Genomic DNA, 15998 nt, shown 5'->3' on the forward strand with positions numbered 1-15998 from the left:
CACGGGCACCTTCGAGCATCCGAGGGCGACATGCGCCCTCGGATGAAAGGTTAGACACTAACTAGCTGGGGATCAGGACTTCTTTTCGTCTGCAGCTTTGTCGGTTGGCGTGGCGATCAGCGCCTTGAGCTCGTCGCTCATCTGGAACTGCAGGTTCAGGCCTTTTGGCGGGATTGGCTGCATGAACCACTTGTCGTAGATCTTGTTGATCTCGCCCGACTTGTACAGTGCGACGATGGCGTCATCGACGGCTTTCTTGAAGGCAGGGTCGTCCTTGCGCACCATGCAGCCGTAGATCTCGTAGGACTGCGGGGTACCGGTGATGACCCAGTCGGCCGGCTTGCGGGCCTTGGCCATTTCGCCGGCCAGCAGGGCGTCGTCCATCATGAAGGCCACGGCGCGGCCGCTTTCGAGCATGTTGAAGGCTTCGCCGTGGTCTTTTGCCGAGATCACGTTCATCTTCATCTGCTTGTCGGCGTTCATCGCCTTGAGGATGCGCTCGGAGGTGGTGCCGGCGGTGGTCACCACGTTCTTGCCGGCCAGGTCCGGGAAGTCCTTGTAGCTTGGCTGACCATCCTTGACCTTGGTCAGCAGGCGGGTACCCACTTCGAAGATGCCGACCGAGAAGGCAACTTGCTGCTGGCGTTCGACGTTGTTGGTGGTGGAGCCGCATTCAACGTCGACGGTGCCGTTCTGCACCAGCGGGATACGGGTCTGGGAGGTGACCAGGTTGTAGCGGGTCTTCAGGTCCGGGGCGGCGAGCTGCTTCTTCAGGTGCTCGACGATGGCCAGCTGGATGTCGTGGGAATAGCCTACGGGCTCCGGTTTACCAGCCAGGTAGGAGAACGGGATGGAGGAGTCGCGGTGCCCCAGGGTGATGGTGCCCGAGTCCTTGATCTTCTTCAGGGTGCCGGTGAGCTCCTCGGCCATGGCCGGCGAGCTGATCACGGCAGCGGCGATGGCCGCACCCAACAGATGACGAACGATACGCATCAAAATTTCCTCGACGTTGTTTTTTTTATGGAGCCGTTGGCGGGCTCGTCGTTCAGCGAACACTGCAATGAAGCGTTGCGCATTCGGGTACTGAGTGTAGAGCATGACTCGTGCCAAGCCCTGACTTCGATCACGAGGGCCCGGAAAATCAGGGTATTAATCTTTTTTGAAGTTTTGGTGGCGGGGTTATTCGTCCGGCTCGCCGAATGTCAGCGTGTTTGTCGTTCGGAAATCCGAATGTAGCGCCGTTTTTGTGTCGTCAATATTGCCGGCTACGCCAGCTCCCACGGCTGACTCATTGTGGGAGCTGGCGTAGCCGGCGATGGAATCGACGCGGTGCCAGGCGATTCGCGTCGTCAGTAGTGCTGGCGATGCCAGCTTCCACAGGGATCAGTAGGCAATCAGCATCAGGCGGCCTGAACGCGGGCGCGGTTCAGTGCCAGGCGCTGAAGGTAGTCCTTGAGTGCCTGCTGTTCGGCCGCCGTGGTGAACAACCCCAGCTTGCTGCGACGCCATAGGATGTCTTCGGCGCTGCTCGCCCATTCTTCGCTGCACAGGTAGTCCACCTCGCGGGTGAACAGGCCGCCGCCGATCGCTTCGCCCAGGTCTTCAGGGCCCTGCACGCCTTCGAGCAGGCGCCAGACGCGGCTGCCGTAGGTGCGCGCCCAGCGCTTGGCAATCTCTGCCGGCAGCCAGCCACAGCGGGCCAGGATCGCATCGACCAGCGCTTGCGGGGTGGTCATGTCTTCGCCGCCTGGCAACGGTGCAGTGGCGGTCCAGCTGCCGCGCATCTGGGTGAAGAACGGCGCCAGTTCGCCCATCGCCGACTCGGCCAGTTTGCGGTAGGTGGTCAGCTTGCCGCCGAACACCGACAGCAACGGCGCCTCGCCGTTGCTGGCCGAGAGCGCCAGGGTGTAGTCGCGGGTCACGGCCGAGGGGTTGTCGGACTCGTCGTTGCACAGCGGCCGCACGCCGGCAAAAGTGTGCAGGATGTCTGCGCGGCTGAGCTGGTGATTGAAGTGTTCGTTGACGATCTTGAGCAGGTAGTCGGTCTCGGCTTCGGTGATCGCGACCTTGGCCGGGTCGCCGGTGTATTCACGGTCGGTGGTGCCGATCAGGGTGAAGCGTTCCAGGTAGGGAATGGCGAAGACGATCCGCTGGTCTTCGTTCTGCAGGATGTAGGCATGTTCACCTTCATAAAGCTTCGGCACGATCAGGTGGCTGCCCTGGATCAGGCGAATGCCGTAGGGGGCCTTGAGCTGCAGGTCGTCCTCGATGAACTTGGCGACCCATGGGCCCGCTGCGTTGACCAGGGCGCGAGCCTTGATCGACTGCTGGCTGCCGTCGGCATGTTGCAGCTGGACATTCCACAGGCCATCGACCCGGCTGGCGCTCAGGCAGCGGGTGCGGGTGCGGATGTCGGCGCCGTGCTCGCGGGCGGCCATGGCATTGAGCACCACCAGGCGGGCGTCATCCACGGCGCAGTCGGCGTATTCGAAACCGCGGCTGATCGCCGGCTTGAGCGGATTGCCCGGGCCAAAGCGCAGGCTGCGCGAGGCGCCGAGCTGCTTGCGCTTGCCCAGGTGATCGTAGAGGAACAAGCCGGCGCGGATCATCCAGGCCGGACGCAGGTGCGGGCGGTGCGGCAGGACGAAGCGCATCGGTTTGACGATGTGTGGCGCCTTGGCCAGCAGCACTTCGCGCTCGGCCAGGGCTTCGCGCACCAGACGGAATTCGTAATGCTCCAGGTAACGCAGGCCACCGTGGATCAGCTTGCTGCTGGCCGAGGAGGTGTGGCTGGCCAGGTCGTCCTTTTCGCAAAGGAACACCGACAGGCCGCGTCCGGCTGCATCGGCGGCAATGCCGACGCCATTGATGCCACCGCCAATCACGGCGAGGTCGTAGATATCGGCCAGGGCGGGCGATGACAGGCTGGAGTGCGGCACGGAGGGCATCCTCAAAGGCGTTCTAATAGCGAAATTGAACATCAATGTTCATATTCGAAAATACTAGCGCAAGAGAATGCCTGCTGCCAGTCACTTTCCATAGAAAATACTGATCAGATGACAATTAAATGAAAAATAACGAACATGACGGCTGCCACCCCAGCGGTGGCAGCGCTGCTGGCCTCAGACCACTTCCAGGCGAATCTTGAACTGGTTGAGCAACTGGGTGAGGGCGGGCACTGGCGCCTGGTCGGTGACCAGGCAATCGATCAGGCTGATCGAGCCCAGGCGCACCATGGCGTTGCGCCCGAACTTGCTGGAGTCGGCGGCGAGGATCACCTGGCGGGCATTGGCGATGATCGCCTGGGAGACCCGCACTTCCTGGTAGTCGAAATCGAGCAGGCTGCCGTCTTCGTCGATGCCGCTGATGCCGACCAGGGCGAAGTCGACCTTGAACTGGTTGATGAAGTCGACACTGGCCTGGCCGACCACGCCGCCGTCGCGGCGCACATTGCCGCCGGCCAGCAGCACTTCGAAGTCATCCTTGGCGCTGAGGATCGAGGCCACATGCAGGTTGTTGGTGATGATCTTCAGGTGATTGTGGTTGAGCAGGGCGCGGGCGATGGATTCGGTGGTGGTGCCGATATTGATGAACAACGAGGCATGGTCGGGAATCTGTGAGGCGATGGCCTCGGCGATACGCTGCTTTTCATCGCGCATCTGGTCGGCGCGCATGGCGTAGGCGGTGTTCTCGATGCTGGAGTCATAGGCCGCGCCGCCATGGTAGCGACGTAGCAGGTTCACTTCCGCAAGCTGATTGATGTCGCGGCGGATGGTCTGCGGTGTAACGACGAACAGCTGCGCCATTTCTTCGATACTGACGTAGCCACGTTCACGGACCAGTTCGAGGATTTGTTGTTGGCGAGGGGGCAGATTCATGGGCGGTCCTTCTGGGCTGCCGGGCAAATTTCTCCATGATGCCGGAGGAATTGGCTGACGACCAGTCACCGAATCAATCCCGGGGCAAGCCCGCCCCCGTAGGAGCGGGCTTGCCCCGCGAAGGGGCTACGAAGGTCTACTCCTCGTGCGGCTCCCAATCCCGGGTGCGGTCCACCGCCTTCAGCCAGCCGGCATACAGCTTCTCTTTCTCCGCATCATCCAGTTGCGGGCTGAACTCGCGTTCGATCACCGCCTTGCCACGCAGCTCGTCCAGGCCACTCCAGAAACCGCAGGCCAGGCCTGCCAGGTAGGCGGCGCCCAGGGCGGTGGTCTCGCGCATTTGCGGGCGCTCGACGCAGGTACCGAGAATGTCGGCCTGGAACTGCATGAGGAAGTTGTTGGCCACGGCACCACCGTCCACGCGCAGCTCGCTCAGGCGCTGGCCGCAGTCCTGCTGCATGGCGTCGAGCACGTCGCGGGTCTGGTAGGCGATCGACTCCAGGGCGGCGCGGATGATGTGGTCGACTTTCACCCCGCGGGTCAGGCCGAACAGCGCGCCACGGGCGTAAGGGTCCCAGTAGGGGGCGCCCAGGCCGGTGAAGGCCGGCACCAGGTAGACGCCATTGCTGTCCTTGACCTTGCTGGCGAAGTACTCGGTGTCGTGGGCGTCGTTGACGATCTTCAGTTCGTCGCGCAGCCACTGTACGGTGGAACCACCGTTGAACACCGCGCCTTCCAGGGCGTAGGCCACTTCGCCACGGGGGCCGCAGGCGATGGTGGTGAGCAAGCCGTGGGACGATTTCACCGCCTTGTCGCCGGTGTTCATCAAAAGGAAACAGCCGGTGCCGTAGGTGTTCTTGGCCTGGCCGGGCTCGACGCACATCTGGCCGAACAGTGCGGCCTGCTGGTCGCCGGCGATACCGGCAATGGCAATGCCGCTCTTGCTGTGGCCATAGACTTCCGAGGAGCTGCGCACCTCGGGCAGCATCGCCCGCGGGATGTCCAGCACCTGGAGCATCTTCTCGTCCCACTGCAGGGTGTGGATGTTGAAGAGCATGGTGCGCGAGGCGTTGGTGTAGTCGGTGACGTGCACCTTGCCGCCGGAGAATTTCCAGATCAGCCAGCTGTCGACGGTGCCGAACAGCAATTCGCCGCGTTCGGCGCGCTCGCGGGCGCCTTCGACGTTGTCCAGGATCCACTTGAGCTTGGTGCCGGAGAAGTACGGGTCGGTGACCAGGCCGGTGGTCTCGCGGATGTAGTCCTGCAGGCCGTCACGCTTGAGCTGCTCGCAGATCTCGGTGCTGCGCCGGCACTGCCAGACGATGGCGTTGTACACCGGGCGACCGGTTTCCTTGTCCCAGACCACGGTGGTTTCGCGCTGGTTGGTGATACCGATGGCCGCGACCTGGTCGTGGCTGATGCCGGCCTGGGCCAGGGCCTCGACCATGGTCGCGCTCTGGGTGGCGAAGATTTCCATCGGGTCGTGTTCGACCCAGCCGGCTTGTGGGTAGTGCTGGGCGAACTCACGCTGCGAGGTGCCAACCACGTTGGCATCGCGGTCGAAAATGATGGCCCGCGAACTGGTCGTGCCCTGGTCCAGGGCAATGATGTAGTTCTTGTGCTGGGTGTCTGTCATGTCGTTGGCCTTGCGCTCAATAGGGTGGTTATCAGGGCGGGGCGAGCCAAGCTCGCCGACCAAGCATCAGGAGGCCTGGGTATTGCCCTGAGGGTTGGCGTCGGTCCGGGCGGTTTCGCTCTGGGCAACCGGCAGGTTGCGGGCGATCACGCCGCGATACAGGGCGGCACCAAGGCTCGCTCCTATGATCGGCGCAAAAATCGGAATCAGGAAATAGGGAACATCACGACCGCCAGTAAAGGCGACTTCGCCCCATCCGGCGAGGAATGTCATCAACTTGGGCCCGAAGTCGCGGGCCGGGTTCATGGCAAAGCCGGTCAGCGGGCCCATGGCGCTACCGATCACGGCGATCAGCAGGCCGATCAGCAGGGGGGCCATGGCGCCCCGGGGCAGGCCGTTGTTGTCGTCGGTCAGGGCCATGATCACCGCCATCAGTACGGCGGTAATGATCACTTCGACCAGAAAGGCCTGGCCGGTGGACAGGGCAGGGTGCGGGTAGGTGGAGAACACCGAGGCCAGCTCCAGGCTGGCCTGGCTGCCGCGAATCATGGCGTGGGCCTGTTCGTAATCGAAGAACAGGTTGCTGTACAGCGTGTAGACCAGGGCCGCCGCGCAGAAGGCGCCGGCGACCTGGGCGACGATGTAGAACGGCAGCTTGTGCTTCTCGAATCCGGCGAACAGGCACAGGGCGATGCTCACGGCCGGGTTCAGGTGCGCGCCGGACACCCCGGCGGTCAGGTAGATCGCCATGCTTACGCCGACGCCCCAGATGATGCTGATTTCCCACAGGCCGAAGCTGGCGCCCGCGACCTTGAGCGCCGCCACGCAACCGGTGCCGAAGAAGATCAGCAGCGCGGTGCCGAGAAACTCGGCCATGCATTGGCTTGAAAGTGTTGGTTGTCGTAGAGCCGTCGTCATTCGTTACCTCGGTTCTTGTTGTTGTGAGGCGCAGTGAGCGCTCGACAAACGCCCGACCAAAATCCCCATTTCGGTCGGGCAGGCTGCAGGGAATGCACCGATACGGGGCATGGCTATATTCAGAATCGAAAAAATATAGACAAGAAACGCTTATGTCAAAGGTCGAAAGTGAACCGTCATTCACAAACTGACTGTTGGCAATCCTGTCGATACCGGAATTTCCCACACCGAAGTGACGGGCTCGTCTGTGACGGCTGTGGCTGGCGCGGGGGTTTTGTCCTAAAGTACCGGGCGAAAATGGCATTCACCTTCTGTCTGGAGTTCTGCATGACCCCCGCACTGGATCTGCTGAAAAAGGTTCGCGCCGAACATCGTGTCCACAGTTACGAACATGACCCCAAGTCGGCTTCCTATGGGCTGGAAGCTGCCGAAAAACTGGGGTTGGAGCCGGCGCGGGTATTCAAGACCTTGCTCGCCAGCAGTGAAAAGGGCGAACTGTTGGTGGCGGTGGTACCGGTGGTCGGTAGCCTGGACCTGAAGGGGCTCGCCCATGCCGCCGGGGTGAAGAAGTGCGAAATGGCCGACCCGGCAGCGGCCCAGCGTTCGACGGGCTACCTGGTGGGTGGGATCAGCCCGCTGGGGCAGAAAAAGCGCCTGCGCACCTTTATCGATCAGTCTGCCCAGTCATTTGAAACCATCCATGTCAGCGCTGGTCGGCGTGGGCTGGAGGTGGAGTTGTCGGCGGCGGTGCTGGCCGAACATACCCAGGCGAAATTTGCCGAGATTGGTCGCGGCTGACTCAACGCATCGCGGGGCAAGCCCGCTCCTACACACCGTAGGAGCGGGCTTGCCCCGCGAAAGGAATCACACCGCCGAACTGTAGCGCCGAACCCCGTTCTCCGGCACCGGCAGCTGCGCCGCCACGCTACCGGGCACGGCAAACAGCACCAGGTGATCGGCCGCCACTTCGATGCCCACCTCGGCCCCGACCTGGTGGTCGATATGGCTGGGGAAGATCGCTTCGAGCTGGCTGCCGGTCGGCAGTTGCAGGCGATACAGGGTCGAGGCGCCGAGGAAGCTCTTGCCGACGATCTGTACCTTCAGTGCGCTGTGCGGCGCATGGAGGATGTCGTCCGGACGCAGCAGGACGTCGACCGCGCTGCCCGGGGTGAAGGTGTAAGCGCGATTGCCGCGCAATTCACCCAATTCGGTACGCACGGACTCCGGGCTGGTCAGCTGGCCACGAATGAAGTAGCCCTGGCCGATGAAGCTGGCCACGAAGGGGGTCAGGGGTTCGTGATAGAGGTTGTAGGGCGTGTCCCACTGCTCCAGGCGACCTTCCTTGAAGACGCCGACATGGTCACTGACCGCGAAGGCTTCTTCCTGGTCGTGGGTGACCAGGATGGCGCTGGTGCCGCGGCTTTTGAGAATGTCGCGAACCTCATGGCTGAGGCGGCGGCGCAGTTCCACGTCGAGGTTGGAGAAGGGCTCGTCGAGCAGCAGCAATTGCGGCTCGGGGGCCAGGGCGCGGGCCAGGGCCACGCGTTGTTGCTGACCGCCGGAAAGCTCGTGTGGGTAGCGTTTGCCGAGCCCGTCGAGCTTCACCAGCTCGAGCATTTCCTTGACCACCTGCTGCTGGTTGGGGTGCTTGCCGATACCGAAGGCGATGTTCTCGGCCACTGTCAGGTGCGGGAACAGCGCGTAGTCCTGGAACACCATGCCGATCCGGCGCTTTTCCGGCGCCAGGGTGAAGCCAGCCTTGGAGATGACTTCACCGGCCAGCTGGATCTCACCCTCGTGCACGGGCTCGAAGCCTGCGATGGCGCGCAGGGTGGTGGTCTTGCCGCACCCCGATGAGCCGAGCAGGCAACCGATGTCGCCGGCGTTGAGGTGCAGGTTGAGGTTCTGGACGATGCGCTGCTCGCCATAGCCACAGGCGAGGTTGCGCAGGTTAAGCAGTAAAGGTTGACTCATGCGTGGTGATAGGCCGGTTCAACAAGAAATTCGAGAAGCGCCTTCTGTGCATGCAAGCGGTTTTCGGCCTGGTCCCAGGCGACCGAGCGTGGGTCGTCGAGCAGGTCCAGGCTGATTTCCTCGCCACGGTGGGCGGGCAGGCAGTGCATGAACAGGGCATCGGGTGCTGCCAGGTCGAGCAGTTCGCGGGTTACCTGGTAAGGCGCGAACAAGGCCAGGCGCCGTGCAGTTTCCTCTTCCTGACCCATGGAAGTCCAGACATCGGTGCTCACCAGGTGCGCGCCCTGCACGGCATCCTTGGGTTCACGGAAGATCTGCACGCGCTCGCCAGCCTTGGCCAGGAACTCGGCATTGGGCTCGTATTCGGCCGGGCAGGCGATGCGCAGCTGGAAGTCGAACTGGATGGCCGCCTCGATGTAGCTGTTGCACATGTTGTTGCCGTCACCGATCCAGGCCACGGTCTTGCCCTGGATGGCGCCGCGGTGTTCGAGGAAGGTCTGCATGTCGGCCAGCAGCTGGCAGGGGTGCAGGTCGTCGGACAGGCCGTTGATCACCGGTACCCGGGAGTTGGCGGCGAACTCGGTCAGGGTGCTGTGGGCGAAGGTCCGGATCATCACCGCATCGAGCATGCGCGACATGACGATGGCGCAGTCGCCGATCGGCTCGCCACGGCCCAGTTGGGTGTCGCGCGGGGACAGGAAGATGGCCTGGCCGCCGAGCTGGATCATGCCGGCTTCGAACGACAGCCGGGTACGGGTCGAGGATTTCTCGAAGATCATCCCCAGCACGCGGTTCTTCAGGGGTTCGAACAGTACGCCGCGGTTACGCAGGTCCTTCAGCTCGATGCCTCGACGGATCACGCTCAGCAGTTCGTCGGCTGTGAAGTCCATCAGGGAGAGAAAGTGCCTAGCGCTCATGTTTGACTACCTTATTTGCAACAGACCGCAGGTCAACGATGCCGGTTTTTCGAAACAACGGAGGTGACCTGCGGCGAAAGCCGCACGGGGCGACGAAATAGGGGAAGACGCAATACTATAATTAAATGTCGCGTCATACCAAGTGGGGCGTGCACTGCCTTTATTGTGGGCAATGCCGCAACCCATTGGGCGGATGCTTTTTTTATGCCAGCACAAGGGTTTTACACTGCCCGCTGGCGGCTTGGCAAACCCTGGCGCATCGTTACGCCTGATGCCGCAAGATTCACGGGGCGAAACTCGCTGGTGGCACTGCGTGTCCGGGCTCATAGTCAGGCCCATCACCAGACACCCGGAAGAGGTGGCCATGAACAAGACCTTGCATCACCGTGCCTGTCACCTGTGCGAAGCCATCTGTGGCCTGACCATCGAAGTCACCGAAGCGCCCGGCGCCGCGCCGCGCATCAGCTCGATCAAGGGCGACCCCCAGGACAGCTTCAGCCGTGGTCACATCTGCCCCAAGGCCGTGGCCCTGCAGGACATCCAGAACGATCCCGATCGCCTGCGCGTACCGCATCGGCGGGTGGGCGACAGCTGGGAGCCGATCGGCTGGGACGAAGCTTTCGAGTTCGCCGCGCAAAAGCTCTGGGCCATCCAGCAGGCCCACGGCCAGAACGCCGTGGCGGTCTATCAGGGTAACCCCAGCGTGCATAACTACGGGCTGATGACCCACAGCAACTACTTCCTCGGCTTGCTCAAGACCCGCAATCGTTTCTCCGCCACCTCGGTTGACCAGCTGCCACAGCACCTGACCAGCTACCTGATGTATGGCCATGGCTTGCTGCTGCCGATCCCGGACATCGACCACACCGACTTCATGCTGATCCTGGGCGGTAACCCCCTGGCTTCCAATGGCAGCATCATGACCGTGCCGGATGTAGAGAAGCGTCTGAAGGCGATCCAGGCCCGAGGTGGCAAGCTGGTGGTGGTTGATCCACGGCGCAGCGAAACCGCAGCCATGGCCGACCAGCATGTGTTCGTGCGCCCCGGTGGCGATGCGGCGCTGCTGTGTGGCCTGCTCAATACCCTGTTCAGCGAGGGCCTGGAGCGACCGTCGAGCTTGCCGGTCGACGGGCTCGACCAGGTGCGTGAGGCGATTGCACCGTTCAGCGCCGAAGCGATGGCGCCACTGTGTGGCGTCGAAGCGCAGGTCATCCGCCAGTTGGCGCGCGACTTCGCCGCCGCCGACAAAGCCGTGTGCTATGGGCGCATGGGCGTCTCGACCCAGGCCTTCGGTACCCTGTGCCATTGGCTGGTGCAGTTGATCAACCTGGTCAGCGGCAACCTCGACCGGGTCGGTGGCGCCTTGTGTACCCAGCCTGCGGTGGACCTGGTGGCCAGTACCTCCGGTGGGCATTTCAATGCCTGGCAGAGCCGGGTGTCCGGTTTGCCGGAATACGGGGGCGAGTTGCCGGTGGCAGCGCTGGCCGAGGAAATGCTCAGCGAAGGGGAAGGGCAGGTGCGCGCACTGGTGACGGTGGCGGGTAACCCGGTGCTGTCCACCCCCAACGGCAGGCAACTGGAGCGTGCGCTGGAGGGCCTGGAGTTCATGCTCAGCATCGACCTCTATATCAACGAGACCACCCGCTATGCGGACCTGATCCTGCCGTCCACCTCGGCCCTGGAAAACGATCACTACGACACTACTTTCAACCTGTTGGCCGTACGCAATGTCAGCCGCTTCAACCGGGCGATCCTGCCCAAGCCGCAAGGGGCCTTGCACGATTGGGAAATCTTCGTCGGCCTGGCCAGGGCCTTTGCCGCGCTTGCCGACAAGCCGTTGAAACCGACCTTGCCGCCGGCGCAGCTGATCGACATCGGCTTGCGCCAGGGGCGCTATGGCGAAGGTTCGCCGTTCAACCTGTCGATCGCGACGCTGGACCAACACCCCCACGGCATCGACTTGGGGCCCTTGCAGCCGAACCTTGCCGGGCGCCTGAAGACCGTCAACCAACGCATCCAGGCCGCGCCGCCGGAGATTCTCATCGACCTGCAGCGGTTTGCCGGGCAACAACCGATTGGATCGGATCAACTGTTGCTGATCGGGCGCCGGCATGTGCGCAGCAACAACTCCTGGATGCACAATTACCACCGTCTGGTGAAGGGCAAGCCGCGCCATCACTTGCTCATGCACCCGGACGATCTGGCCGGTCGCCACTTGAGCGACGGGCAGCGGGTGCGGGTCAGCTCCCGGGTGGGCAGTATCGAGGTCGAGGTGCAGGCGTGCAGCGACATGATGCCGGGGGTGGTCAGCCTGCCCCATGGCTTTGGCCATGGCCGCGCCGGTGTGCGCATGGACATCGCCCGCAACCAGCCCGGGGCCAGCGCCAATGACCTCACCGATGAGCGCTGGCGCGATGCGGTATCGGGCAACGCGGCGCTCAATGGCGTGCCGGTGCAGGTGGTTGCGGCCTGATATCGGCAAGGCCGAGCGTCGCGCTCGGCTTTCCGATACAATGCGTCACCGTGCCGACAAACAGGTCGGAAAGTTCAGCCGCGAGGTGCTTCATGGATATCATCGAAACAATCAAAGAGCAGATTGCCAACAACACCATTCTGCTTTACATGAAAGGCTCGCCGAATGCACCGCAGTGCGGTTTTTCGGCCAAGGCGGCGCAAGCCGTGATGGGTTGTGGTGAGAAGTTCGCTTACGTGGATATCCTGCAGAACCCGGAAATCCGTGCCAACCTGCCAAAGTACGCCAACTGGCCGACCTTCCCGCAACTGTGGGTGGCCGGTGAGCTGGTTGGCGGTTCCGACATCATGACTGAGATGTTCGCCAACGGCGAACTGCAGACCCTGATCAAGGACGCTGCGGCCAAGGCCAAGGCAGCCGAGGCCTGATCCCAGGCCCGCTGACAAAGAGCCCCGCACTGCGGGGCTTTTTTTTTTGGCTGTAGGAGCGGGCTTGCCCCGCGATACGATGTGACTGATTCACCGCAATCGCGGGGCAAGCCCGCTCCCACCGATCGCAACCAGGCACAAAAAAGCCCGCATCGCTGCGGGCTTTTTGCTGCTGGAAGCAGATGCGATTACTCGCCCATCTGCGACTGCAGGTAGTTTTCCAGGCCGACCTTGTCGATCAGGCTCAGCTGGGTTTCCAGCCAGTCGATGTGTTCTTCCTCGGACTCGAGGATGTCTTCGAGCATTTCACGGCTGCCGAAGTCGCCAACGGTTTCACAGTGGGCGATGGCGGCCTTGAGGTCGGTCAGGCCTTTTTGCTCGATCTTGAGGTCGCACTCGAGCATTTCCTTGGTGTGTTCACCAATCAGCAGCTTGCCCAGGTCCTGGACGTTGGGGATGCCTTCGAGGAACAGAATACGCTTGATCAATTTGTCAGCGTGCTTCATTTCATCGATGGATTCCTTGTACTCGTGCTTGCCGAGCTTATCCAGACCCCAGTCTTCGTACATGCGCGCATGCAGGAAGTATTGGTTGATTGCGACCAGCTCGTTTCCGAGGATCTTGTTGAGATGCTGGATGACGCTAACGTCGCCTTTCATGATGGGGTCCTGCCCTGTTAGTGTGCCTATAAGGACAAGTTTGAGCTCGCTAACTTCGCCTGTCAAACCTAAGTTATTGAATAATAAGTAAAAATTAATCGGAATAAGAATGTTTTCATTCCGCGTTTTAACCCTAACTTATTGAATTACAGGCATAAAAAAACCGGACACGAGGTCCGGTTCTTCGAATGGGCTGTATTTACGCTGCGGTAAATTCCACAGGGTAGGGCAGGATGGCCTGGCTGACCTGCAGTTCGGTCAGGGTTTCGCGCACTACCTGTTTGGCCAGGCAGGCACACTTGCCACACTGGCTCGCCACGTTGGTGGCGGCTCTGACTTCCTTGTAGCTGCAGCATCCTTCATAGATCGCATCGCGGATCTGTCCGTCGGTTACACCAACACAAAGACACACATACATAGGGCAGACCATCACTGGTAAAGGCTCAATGCGAAGAAGCTTAATGTTAATGAGAATGCTTGTCAAAGCACATCATCCTGATGCCCGTGCCAGGGCGACCGGCGGTCGTTTCGAGGATCGGCAATGCTGAAATTCGGCGAGCGGCTTCAGGCGGTGTATCATGGCCGGCCTTTTGTCTGCCAGGCCGGCCAAGCCTGCCTGTGCAGCCTCACTCAATCCATCAGGAGATAGCGAATGAGCGTACTCGTTGGCAAACAAGCCCCGGACTTCACCGTTCCAGCCGTGCTGGGCAATGGCGAAATCGTAGACAGCTTCAACCTGGCTTCGGCCATCAAGGGCAAGTACGGCCTGGTGTTCTTCTACCCGCTGGACTTCACCTTCGTCTGCCCGTCCGAGCTGATCGCCCTGGACCACCGCATGTCCGAGTTCCGCGACCGCAACGTTGAAGTGATCGCTGTTTCGATCGACTCGCACTTCACCCACAACGCCTGGCGCAACACCCCGATCAATGCCGGTGGCATCGGTCACGTCTCGTACATCATGGCTGCTGACATGAAGCACGATATCGCCAAGGCCTACGACGTCGAGTCCGAAGGCGGCGTTGCCTTCCGTGGCGCGTTCCTGATCGACGACAAGGGCGTTGTCCGCTCGCAGATCGTCAACGACCTGCCGCTGGGCCGTAACATGGACGAGCTGCTGCGTCTGGTCGACGCCCTGCAATTCCATGAAGAGCACGGCGAAGTCTGCCCTGCCAACTGGAAAAAAGGCGACAAGGGCATGACCGCTTCGCCAGAAGGCGTTGCTGCCTACCTGAGCGAGAACGCTGGCAAGCTGTAAGCGCCACGCGTAAAAAAACCGGCCCTGGTGGCCGGTTTTTTTATGCCTGCGACTTCAGTCGTTGAAGTCGTGCCAGCCGCCCATTTCCTTCCAGCGGTTGACGATGCCGCAGAACAGCTCGGCAGTCTTCTCGGTGTCGTAGCGCGCCGAGTGGGCCTCACGACCGTCGAAGTCGATGTCGGCGCTCTGGCAGGCCCGGGCCAGCACGGTCTGGCCGTAGGCAAGTCCGGCCAGGGTCGCGGTGTCGAAGCTGGAGAACGGATGAAACGGATTGCGTTTCATGTCGTTGCGCGCCACGGCCGCATTGAGGAAGCCCAGGTCGAAGCTGCTGTTGTGACCGACCAGGATGGCCCGTTTGCAGCCATTGGCCTTGAGCGACTTGCGCACGCCACGGAAGATGTCGGTCAGTGCCGACTCTTCGCTGACGGCCATGCGCAGCGGGTGATCCAGCTTGATCCCGGTGAATTCCAGGGCCGCCTGCTCGATGTTGGCCCCTTCGAACGGCTCGACGCGGAAGAAATAGGTATGTTCCGGGAACAGGAAGCCTTTTTCGTCCATGCCGATGGTGACGGCGGCGATTTCCAGCAGGGCATCGGTGGCGCTGTTGAAGCCACCGGTTTCCACATCCACTACAACCGGCAGGTAGCCGCGAAAGCGTTCAGCCATCGGGTGGCGTGGGCCACCGCTTGGACCGTCCTGGTCGTCGTACAGGTCTTCACTCACGCGTTTTCCTCCAGCAGGCGCCAGCGCAGTTGCTCACCGGCGCGCAGCGGGACGACGGTTTGCTCGCCGAACGGCAGGCTGCTTGGGGCGGTCCAGCTTTCACGAACCAGGGTGATGGTATCGGTGTTGCGCGGCAGGCCGTAGAAGTCCGGGCCGTGCTTGCTGGCGAAGGCTTCGAGCTTGTCCAGGGCGTTGCGTTGCTCGAACGCCTCGGCGTACATCTCGATAGCGGCATAGGCGGTGTAGCAGCCGGCGCAGCCACAGGCCGCTTCCTTGGCGTGACGGGCGTGCGGGGCCGAGTCGGTGCCGAGGAAGAACTTGCTGCTGCCGCTGGTGGCGGCGTCCAGCAGGGCCACCTGGTGGGTGTTGCGCTTGAGGATCGGCAGGCAGTAGTAGTGCGGACGAATACCGCCAACCAGCATGTGGTTGCGGTTGTACAGCAGGTGCTGGGCGGTGATGGTCGCGCCGACGTTGGCCGGGGCCTCGTTGACGAACTGCACGGCATCGCTGGTGGTGATGTGTTCGAAGACCACCTTCAGGGTCGGGAAGCGCTCGACCACACGGCGCAGGTGCTCGTCGATGAACAGCTTCTCGCGGTCGAACACGTCGATCTCGCTGCGGGTCACTTCACCGTGTACCAGCAGTGGCATGCCGACTTCGGCCATGGCTTCGAGCACCGGGAAGATGTTGTCGATGCTGGTGACGCCGGAATCGGAGTTGGTGGTCGCGCCGGCCGGGTAGAGCTTGGCGGCATGCACGAAACCGGTGGCCTTGGCCGCACGGATTTCCTCGGGCTGGGTGCGGTCGGTGAGGTACAGCACCATCAGCGGTTCAAAGCGGCTGCCGGCCGGGCGCGCGGCCAGGATGCGCTCGCGATAGGCGCCGGCTTCGGCCGCGTCGCGCACCGGAGGTACCAGGTTGGGCATGATGATTGCGCGGGCAAAGGTGCGCGCAACGTCGCCGACGGTATGGGGCAGTACGGCACCATCGCGAAGATGGATGTGCCAGTCATCGGGACGCAGGAGGGTCAGGCGGTCGGACATTGGGGATTCCAGGCGGGTCGAACTCAATATGAATGCTACCGGAAAAGCCGGTTCCGAGCACTCGCTATCAAGTTTTGCCCCGACCGACCGATAG

At 62.1% G+C, this 15998-nt stretch carries 15 protein-coding genes; 4 read left to right on the forward strand and 11 right to left on the reverse strand.

The features are described 5' to 3' along the window. Positions 1-72: 72 nt before the first annotated feature. From M2D63_RS20620 to M2D63_RS20640, 5 genes are all read right to left on the reverse strand, one after another. Complete coding sequence (locus M2D63_RS20620) at positions 73-993, reverse strand: glutamate/aspartate ABC transporter substrate-binding protein (protein WP_285864853.1); 921 nt, start codon at positions 991-993, stop codon at positions 73-75. Positions 994-1400: 407 nt separating this feature from the next. Further along, on the reverse strand, positions 1401-2939 hold the full coding sequence (gene glpD / locus M2D63_RS20625; RefSeq protein ID WP_285864854.1) for a glycerol-3-phosphate dehydrogenase: 1539 nt from the start codon (positions 2937-2939) through the stop codon (positions 1401-1403). A 183-nt stretch (positions 2940-3122) separates the two neighbouring features. Beyond that, positions 3123-3878, reverse strand: a complete 756-nt coding sequence (locus M2D63_RS20630; RefSeq protein ID WP_285864855.1) for a DeoR/GlpR family transcriptional regulator — start codon at positions 3876-3878, stop codon at positions 3123-3125. Between the two features lie 136 nt (positions 3879-4014). Continuing rightward, positions 4015-5514, reverse strand: coding sequence for a glycerol kinase GlpK (glpK, locus tag M2D63_RS20635; RefSeq protein WP_285864856.1), 1500 nt, complete (start codon positions 5512-5514; stop codon positions 4015-4017). A gap of 66 nt (positions 5515-5580) precedes the next feature. After that, a complete protein-coding gene (locus tag M2D63_RS20640) occupies positions 5581-6432 on the reverse strand; it encodes an MIP/aquaporin family protein (RefSeq protein WP_285864858.1) in 852 nt (283 codons plus the stop codon). Positions 6433-6759: 327 nt separating this feature from the next. On the opposite strand from M2D63_RS20640, the gene ybaK reads away from it, so the two are divergent. Continuing rightward, positions 6760-7230, forward strand: a complete 471-nt coding sequence (gene ybaK, locus M2D63_RS20645) for a Cys-tRNA(Pro) deacylase (RefSeq protein WP_285864859.1) — start codon at positions 6760-6762, stop codon at positions 7228-7230. 66 nt (positions 7231-7296) lie between these two features. Here the strand turns inward: ybaK and M2D63_RS20650 are convergent, their stop codons facing one another. After that, positions 7297-8406, reverse strand: coding sequence for an ABC transporter ATP-binding protein (locus M2D63_RS20650; protein WP_285864860.1), 1110 nt, complete (start codon positions 8404-8406; stop codon positions 7297-7299). Further along, entirely contained in the window at positions 8403-9323 is a 921-nt protein-coding gene (argF, locus tag M2D63_RS20655) for an ornithine carbamoyltransferase (protein ID WP_285864861.1), read from the reverse strand. The genes M2D63_RS20650 and argF overlap by 4 nt, the downstream gene beginning before the upstream one ends. Positions 9324-9687: 364 nt before the next feature. Here argF and M2D63_RS20660 point away from each other — a divergent pair, with 364 nt between their 5' ends. Both M2D63_RS20660 and grxD read left to right on the forward strand, forming a co-directional pair. Then, the gene (locus M2D63_RS20660; protein ID WP_285864862.1) at positions 9688-11796 is read left to right on the forward strand and encodes a molybdopterin oxidoreductase family protein; all 2109 of its coding nucleotides are present in this window, start codon (positions 9688-9690) and stop codon (positions 11794-11796) included. Between the two features lie 92 nt (positions 11797-11888). Beyond that, positions 11889-12224, forward strand: coding sequence for a Grx4 family monothiol glutaredoxin (gene grxD, locus M2D63_RS20665; protein ID WP_285864863.1), 336 nt, complete (start codon positions 11889-11891; stop codon positions 12222-12224). Positions 12225-12412: 188 nt separating this feature from the next. Here grxD and bfr read toward each other — a convergent pair whose 3' ends face one another. Both bfr and M2D63_RS20675 read right to left on the reverse strand, forming a co-directional pair. Further along, entirely contained in the window at positions 12413-12883 is a 471-nt protein-coding gene (gene bfr, locus M2D63_RS20670; RefSeq protein ID WP_285864864.1) for a bacterioferritin, read from the reverse strand. 199 nt (positions 12884-13082) lie between these two features. Further along, positions 13083-13301, reverse strand: a complete 219-nt coding sequence (locus M2D63_RS20675) for a bacterioferritin-associated ferredoxin (protein ID WP_285864882.1) — start codon at positions 13299-13301, stop codon at positions 13083-13085. A gap of 234 nt (positions 13302-13535) precedes the next feature. Between M2D63_RS20675 and M2D63_RS20680 the strand changes: the two genes are divergently transcribed. Next, positions 13536-14138 carry a peroxiredoxin gene (locus M2D63_RS20680; RefSeq protein ID WP_285864865.1) on the forward strand — a complete coding sequence of 201 codons (603 nt, stop codon included), beginning with the start codon at positions 13536-13538 and terminating at the stop codon, positions 14136-14138. Between the two features lie 54 nt (positions 14139-14192). On the opposite strand, the gene rnt is transcribed toward M2D63_RS20680, so the two are convergent. Continuing rightward, entirely contained in the window at positions 14193-14861 is a 669-nt protein-coding gene (gene rnt / locus M2D63_RS20685) for a ribonuclease T (protein ID WP_285864866.1), read from the reverse strand. Next, positions 14858-15904 carry a dihydroorotase gene (gene pyrC / locus M2D63_RS20690; protein ID WP_285864867.1) on the reverse strand — a complete coding sequence of 349 codons (1047 nt, stop codon included), beginning with the start codon at positions 15902-15904 and terminating at the stop codon, positions 14858-14860. The genes rnt and pyrC overlap by 4 nt, the downstream gene beginning before the upstream one ends. Between the last annotated feature and the right edge of the window lie 94 nt (positions 15905-15998).

This window comes from Pseudomonas sp. BJa5, assembly GCF_030272875.2.
Lineage (GTDB): Bacteria > Pseudomonadota > Gammaproteobacteria > Pseudomonadales > Pseudomonadaceae > Aquipseudomonas.